Here is a 7500-nt window from a genome sequence, read left to right as displayed (position 1 = left end):
GAACTACGAATTAACGTAATAACTTCATCAAGATGATCTAAAGCAATTCGTAATCCTTCTAAAATATGAGCACGTGCTTCTGCTTTTTCTAATTCATAAGCAGTACGTCTACGAATTACTACCTTCTGATGCTCTAAATAATGATATAGATTTTGTTTTAAATTTAGTACTTGTGGCTCCCCATTTACAAGAGACAACATATTAATACCGAAACTTGTTTGAAGCGCTGTATGTTTATATAGATTGTTTAATAGTACGTTTGCATTAGCATCACGACGTACTTCCATGACAATACGCATACCATTACGATCTGATTCATCACGTAAATCTGTAATACCTTCAATTTTCTTATCGCGAACTAATTCTGCGATTTTTTCAATTAATCGCGCCTTATTAACTTGATAAGGTAGTTCAGTTACGATAATAGATTGTTTACCGTTTGACTTCTCTTCAATTTCAACCTTAGCACGAAGCATAATGGAACCGCGACCTGTTTCATAAGCTCTTCGAATTCCACTTCTTCCTAAAATTAAACCTGCCGTCGGAAAGTCTGGACCAGGAATATATTCCATCAATTCTGCGATAGTAATATCAGGATTATGACTTAATGCCAGCACACCATCAATTACTTCGCCAAGCTGATGCGGCGGTATATTTGTTGCCATACCAACAGCAATACCTGTTGTACCGTTTACTAATAAATTAGGGAAACGCGCTGGTAGTACTATCGGTTCTCTTTCGGAACCATCATAGTTATCTTGATAATCAATTGTATTTTTTGAAATATCACGTATTAATTCCATAGAAATCTTAGACATTCTTGCCTCTGTATAACGCATTGCTGCTGCTGAATCTCCATCTACAGAACCGAAGTTACCATGCCCATCTACAAGCATATAACGTTGACTAAAATCTTGCGCCATACGTACCATTGTTTCATAAACGGCTGAATCACCATGAGGGTGATACTTACCGATTACTTCACCGACAATACGTGCTGATTTCTTATACGCTTTATCAGCTGTAATTCCTAAATCATTCATCGCATATAAAACCCTACGATGCACAGGTTTTAATCCATCACGAACATCTGGTAATGCACGAGATACGATAACACTCATTGCGTAATCTAAAAATGAGGTACGCATTTCATGACTAATATTAATTTCTCGAATTCGTGCTTGTTGTTGATTGTCTGACATCAACGAGCACCTCCTCTTACATTTCCGTTACACATACATTGATTTATATGTAGAAGACAGGAATACTTAGATTCCTGTCATTACTCATTTAAATATCAAGGTTCTTCACGTATTTTGCATTCTCTTGGATAAAGTTACGACGCGGTTCTACTTTATCACCCATTAAAATTTCAAACGTTTCGTCTGCTTCTATTGCATCTTGAAGAGAAACTTGAAGTAACGAACGTACTTCTGGATCCATTGTCGTCTCCCATAGCTGAGTTGGATTCATCTCCCCAAGACCTTTATAACGTTGAATTCCTGGTTTCGGCTGGGCTGGTAGCTCAGCTAAGATTTTTTCAAGTTCCTTATCGTTGTAAGCATATTGAATTTTTTTACCTTGTTGTATTTTAAACAATGGCGGCTGTGCAATATAGATATAACCACACTCAATTATTTGACGCATATAACGATAGAAGAACGTTAATAATAGGGTACGAATATGTGCACCATCAACATCGGCATCGGTCATAATAATAACTTTATGATAGCGTGCTTTTTCAATATCGAAGTCTCCACCAATATTTGTACCGATTGCCGTAATAATTGTACGAACTTCATCATTTGATAAAATCTTATCTAAGCGCGCCTTTTCCACATTAATAATTTTACCCTTCAGCGGTAAAATTGCTTGGAAATGACGATCGCGTCCTTGTTTTGCAGATCCACCCGCAGAGTCACCCTCTACGATGTAAATTTCACTAATTGCTGGATCTTTCGAAGAGCAATCAGCTAATTTACCAGGTAAACTGGAAACTTCTAACGCACTCTTTCGACGTGTCAATTCACGCGCTTTTTTCGCAGCTACACGTGCACGTGCAGCCATCGTACCTTTTTCTACAATTTTTCGCGCTACATTAGGATTTTCTAGTAAGAACTTTTCAAATGCCTCTGAGAATACAGACTCTGTAATTGTTCTCGCTTCACTATTCCCAAGCTTTGTCTTCGTTTGTCCTTCAAATTGTGGATTTGGATGCTTGATTGATACAATTGCTGTTAAACCTTCACGAACATCCTCACCAGTTAAATTACTGTCCGCATCTTTTAAAATGCTATTTTTACGACCATAGTCGTTGATTACACGAGTTAAAGCTGTTTTAAAACCTACCTCATGTGTACCACCTTCATACGTATGGATGTTATTCGTAAATGAGTAAATATTATTTGTGTATCCTTCGTTATATTGAAGAGAAACCTCAACCTGAATACCATCTTTTGAACCTTCTACGTACACAGGCTCTTCATGAATCGGTTGTTTTGAGCGATTTAAATGCTCAACGTATGATTTAATTCCACCTTCGTAATGGAATTCTTTCTTTTGCTTATGTTCACGTTTATCTTCAATTGTTAATTTAATATTACGATTTAAAAACGCTAATTCACGCATACGAGTTGCTAGCGTATCAAAATCGTATACTGTTGTTTCTTGGAAAATTTCCGGATCTGGTTTAAATCGAGTTATTGTTCCTGTTTGATCGGTGTCACCAATGACTTTTAAATCCGCAACCGGAATACCTCTTTCGTATTTTTGGTAATGGATTTTACCTTCACGATGTACAAATACTTCTAATTCTGTTGATAGAGCATTTACAACCGATGCCCCAACACCATGTAAACCACCAGAAACTTTATAACCGCCACCGCCAAATTTACCACCGGCGTGGAGAACAGTCATAATAACTTCTACAGCTGGACGTCCCATTTTTTCTTGTATACCAACCGGAATACCACGCCCATTATCCGTTACACGAATACTATTATCTTCTTCGATACTAACATTAATTTCATCACAATAACCTGCAAGTGCTTCATCAATACTATTATCTACGATTTCCCAAACAAGATGGTGAAGCCCTTTTCCACTTGTAGATCCAATATACATACCAGGGCGTTTCCGAACTGCCTCTAGTCCTTCAAGCACCTGTATCTGACTTTCATCATATGCATTTTCTTGCATTTGCTTTTGTTCCATTGACACAAAGATCACCTACTTTTCCATTTAAACAGGGGTTATTCCCTATCTATTTCACAATCTACAGTGCCGTTCGTTACATGAATTGTTTTCGCTTCTTTTAATGTTTCGTGTTCAATTCCGTCGACACTCGTCGTTGTAACAAATGTTTGCACTTTTCCTTGAATTGTATTTAAAAGATGTGATTGACGATAATCATCTAATTCTGATAAAACATCATCCAACAAAAGGATTGGATATTCTTTAACCTCTGAATAAATCAATTCAATTTCAGCTAATTTTAGGGATAGTGCAGTCGTTCGTTGTTGTCCTTGCGAACCAAAGACTTGAACATTTTTACTATTAACGAAGAATTGTAAATCGTCACGATGAGGACCAATTAAAGTCGTACCACGGAAAATTTCACGTTGTTTCACAGATTGAAAACTTTCATAGTATACTTCTTTTATTTTCGACAAATCCATTGATTCTGATACATCTACACTTGGTTTATAGACAATTTCTAACTCTTCTAATCCACGGCTTATACCTCGATGAATTGGAGCTGCCCATTCCTGTAGCAAATGCAAAAATTCAAAACGTTTTTGCAGTATTTTCGCACCATGCTCAATTAGTTGAAGTGTAAATACATCCAACATCGTTTCCTCATTCTTACTATTCCCTTGCATTTTTTTCAACAAGTGATTTCGTTGCGTGAGCACCTTTTGATATTGACTTAATTCATACAAATATACAGGAGCTATTTGTCCTAATTCCATATCTAAAAAGCGTCTTCTTACTTGAGGGCTTCCTTTTACAAGATTTAAATCTTCTGGGGCAAACATGACAACGTTCATCACGCCAATATATTGACTTAACTTTTGCTGTTCAAGTTGATTTAATTTTGCCTTTTTACCTTTTTTCGAAATATTTAATTCCAAAGACAAAGAACTGTTTCTTTTTTGTAATTTCCCTTTTATTTGACCAAAATCTTCATCCCAGCGGATAAGTTCGCGATCATTAGAGGTTCTATGAGATTTCGCCATCGCTAAAACATAAATAGCTTCCATCAAATTTGTTTTCCCTTGCGCATTTTCGCCGATAATTACATTTACCTTATCTTCAAAGGAAAGCTCTAATTTTTCATAATTGCGATAGTTTTTTAATTGTATTTCTGAAATAAACAAAGGGCTCCCCCTTTATGCCTGAACTTGGAAAGTTCCGCTTCCTGGAATTTCAATAACATCATTCGCATATAGTTTGCGACCTCTTCTATTTTCAAGTTCGTTGTTCACGTACACTTCATATTCTTGTAAAAACCATTTTACAGCGCCACCTGTATCAATTACATCAGCTAACTTTAAAAATTGTCCTAGTGTAATATACTCTGTTGAAATTTTAATACGTTTCATAAAATCGCTCACTTTCTGAAAGTGTTCATTCTTTCATTGTACTAAATAAACTAGCATTAGGAAAGTAATACCCAAAAATCAAATAAGGGCCACTAGCATCTTTAAACTAGCAACCCTTATTCCTTACCTAGTAAGTACGAACCGGTAAAATTAATTGAATAATTGAATCATCATTTACTGTACGAATTAAGAACGGTCTCATCGCCCCAGTAAAGCTAACTTTAATCTCTGTACTATCCAAAGCTTTCAATGCATCCATCATATATTTTGCACTAAAAGATATTTTTAACTCTTCTCCATCTACTTTTTCGCATTGTACTTCTTCAACAACTTTTCCGATTTCTGGTGAATTCGAAGAAATCTCTAGCATTTCTTGCTCTAAAGTTGATAATTTAACAACGTTATTGCGGCCATCTCTTGCTAATAGTGAAGCGCGATCAATTGCTTGTAGGAATTCTTTTGTATTCACAAAAATATCCGTTTTACTCTCTGCCGGAATTAAACGTGTCGTATCAGGATAATTCCCTTCTAACAATCTTGAGAAGAATAATAAATGTTTTGTACGGAATAATACTTGATACTCCGTAATAACGATATCTACCATTTCTTCAGACTCATCTAAAATTTTACTTAATTCATTTAAGCTCTTACCTGGGATAACAACATTAGCTTGGAATTCATCTGCAATATTATGTCCTTCAATTTTTGCTTTTCGAAGTGCCAGCCTATGACTATCTGTTGCAATACAAGTTAACTCGCTGTTATATACCTTCCAGTTTACACCTGTCAAGATTGGTCTTGTTTCAGAAGTAGAAACTGCAAATACAGTTTGTCTGATCATATGTTTAAGTAAATCTGTTGGTATCTTAAATACATGATGTTCTTCAATCTGTGGCAATAACGGATATTCTGCAGAATCTAAACCATTTAAGTTAAACTCTGATTTTCCAGATTTTATTTTTGTCATAAAATGATTTTCTACAGAAATTTCGACAGTGTCTTTAGGTAGTTTTTTTACAATCTCACTAAAATATTTTGCCTGTAAAACAATGCTTCCTGATTGAGCTATTTCTACGATTTCTTTTCCATCTTCTTCGACTGGAATAAACGATTCAATCGAAATATCAGCATCGCTTCCTGTTAATGTAACTCCTTCTTCAGTTGCTACAACTTTAATTCCCGTAAGAATTGGGATTGTTGTACGAGAAGAAACTGCCTTCATTACATCTTGTACACCTCTTACAAGATAGTCTTTTTGTATTGTAAAACGCATAAAGAAAAACCTCCGGTAAGTATAAGATTTTATTTAATTAATAAAGATAAAAAATAGTAGTAATAGTAATAGGGCTTGTGGATATGTGGATAACCCCGCTAAAGGATGTAAAAACAGTCTATCTACATGTGGATAGACTGTGCGTAAAACAAGGTAAGTTATTCACACTATTCAGCTACTACTTTAAAATACCATTAATTTCTTCAACTTGCTTTTGTAATTGCGTATCGGTTTTTAGTAGTTTAGAGATTTTTTCATGGGCATGGATAACTGTTGTATGATCACGTCCACCAAATTCTTCACCTATTTTTGGTAAAGAGGAATCTGTAAGCTCGCGCGATAAATACATTGCAATTTGGCGAGGAAACGCAACTGATTTTGTACGTTTTTTCGCTTTAAAATCTTCTAATTTCACTTGATAAACGTCCCCGACAGCTTTTTGAATATCATAAATAGAGATAATTTTCGGCTTAGAATTTGGAATAATATCTTTAAGTGCTTCAGCTGCTAAATCAGCATTAATATCTTTATTAATTAAAGATGAATAAGCTACAACTCGGATAAGTGCACCTTCTAATTCACGAATATTTGAATCAATTTGATTTGCGATATAAAGCATAACTTCATTTGGTATATCAAGCCCTTCAGCTTTTGCTTTTTTGCGTAAAATCGCAATTCGTGTCTCTAAATCTGGCGGCGTAATGTCTGTAATAAGTCCCCATTCAAAGCGGGAACGAAGACGATCTTCTAAAGTTGGAATTTCTTTTGGTGGTCGGTCACTAGAAATTACAATTTGTTTACTTTCTTCGTGTAATGCATTAAATGTATGGAAAAACTCTTCTTGAGTCTGTTCTTTTCCAGCAAGAAATTGAATATCATCTATCAATAAAACATCTACGTTACGATATTTATTACGAAAATCAACAGCTTTATTATCACGAATAGAGTTAATAAATTCATTTGTAAATTTTTCTGATGATAAATATACAACTTTTGCATTTGGATTATGTTCAATTACATAATGACCAATTGCGTGCATTAAATGTGTCTTTCCAAGTCCAACTCCCCCGTAAATAAAGAGTGGATTATACGCTTTAGCTGGCGCCTCAGCTACAGCTAATGAAGCTGCATGGGCAAAACGGTTACCAGAGCCAATAACAAATGTATCGAATGTATATTTTGGATTTAACATGCTCTGTGGTAAATGAGCTGAATCATCTTGTGCTGGATTCGGCTTAACTGGAGGCAGATCAATGTCCTCTTCAGCTTGACTTTGGGGAATAATAAAGCGAATTGCTAATTTTGCCCCTGTTAAATCGTATAGTGTTTCTGAAATTAGTTCGGAGTAATGAGATTCTAGCCAGTCACGAGCAAATTCATTCGGAGCTGTAATCGTTAATACGTCTTTCTTCAAGTTATGAGCCGTTGTGGATTTTAACCATGTCTCATAACTAGGCTTGCTTACCTTTTTTTCTAATTCTTTTAAGGCACTATTCCATAAATCAGAGATATTTTCCAAAGGTGTCCCTCCTTTACTAAGTTGGTAAAAGAATAAGGTTGCGCAACAAATGTACAACCTAATAAATATAAAATGTATATTTATACGAAACGTATTTTAAAACC

The 7500-nt window shown here is 35.3% G+C and carries 6 protein-coding genes (1 of these 6 only partly in view); all 6 read right to left on the bottom strand.

Annotation, left to right across the window (positions count from 1 at the left end; genetic code table 11):
* On the bottom strand, positions 1–1202 hold the 5' end (the start) of the coding sequence (gene gyrA, locus C3Y97_RS00030; RefSeq protein WP_086391485.1) for a DNA gyrase subunit A. Its footprint begins 1270 nt before the window's first position; 1202 of the gene's 2472 nt are visible here — the first part of the coding sequence; the start codon lies at positions 1200–1202; its stop codon lies beyond the left edge, outside the window.
* An 88-nt stretch (positions 1203–1290) separates the two neighbouring features.
* Positions 1291–3213 carry a DNA topoisomerase (ATP-hydrolyzing) subunit B gene (gyrB, locus tag C3Y97_RS00025; RefSeq protein ID WP_000435982.1) on the bottom strand — a complete coding sequence of 641 codons (1923 nt, stop codon included), beginning with the start codon at positions 3211–3213 and terminating at the stop codon, positions 1291–1293.
* Positions 3214–3251: 38 nt separating this feature from the next.
* On the bottom strand, positions 3252–4379 hold the full coding sequence (recF, locus tag C3Y97_RS00020) for a DNA replication/repair protein RecF (protein WP_000470745.1): 1128 nt from the start codon (positions 4377–4379) through the stop codon (positions 3252–3254).
* A gap of 12 nt (positions 4380–4391) precedes the next feature.
* Positions 4392–4604 (bottom strand): S4 domain-containing protein YaaA, encoded by a 213-nt coding sequence (gene yaaA, locus C3Y97_RS00015; RefSeq protein WP_000821364.1) that lies wholly within the window; start codon positions 4602–4604, stop codon positions 4392–4394.
* A gap of 127 nt (positions 4605–4731) precedes the next feature.
* Positions 4732–5877: a DNA polymerase III subunit beta gene (dnaN, locus tag C3Y97_RS00010; RefSeq protein WP_001212884.1), complete on the bottom strand. Its 1146-nt coding sequence runs from the start codon at positions 5875–5877 to the stop codon at positions 4732–4734.
* A 178-nt stretch (positions 5878–6055) separates the two neighbouring features.
* On the bottom strand, positions 6056–7396 hold the full coding sequence (gene dnaA / locus C3Y97_RS00005) for a chromosomal replication initiator protein DnaA (protein WP_000428017.1): 1341 nt from the start codon (positions 7394–7396) through the stop codon (positions 6056–6058).
* Positions 7397–7500: the final 104 nt, after the last annotated feature.

It is taken from the genome of Bacillus sp. DU-106 (genome assembly GCF_004799705.1).
Lineage (GTDB): Bacteria > Bacillota > Bacilli > Bacillales > Bacillaceae_G > Bacillus_A > Bacillus_A cereus.
Note: the sequence above shows the minus strand (reverse complement) of the source record. Positions and strands in the feature narration are given on the sequence as shown.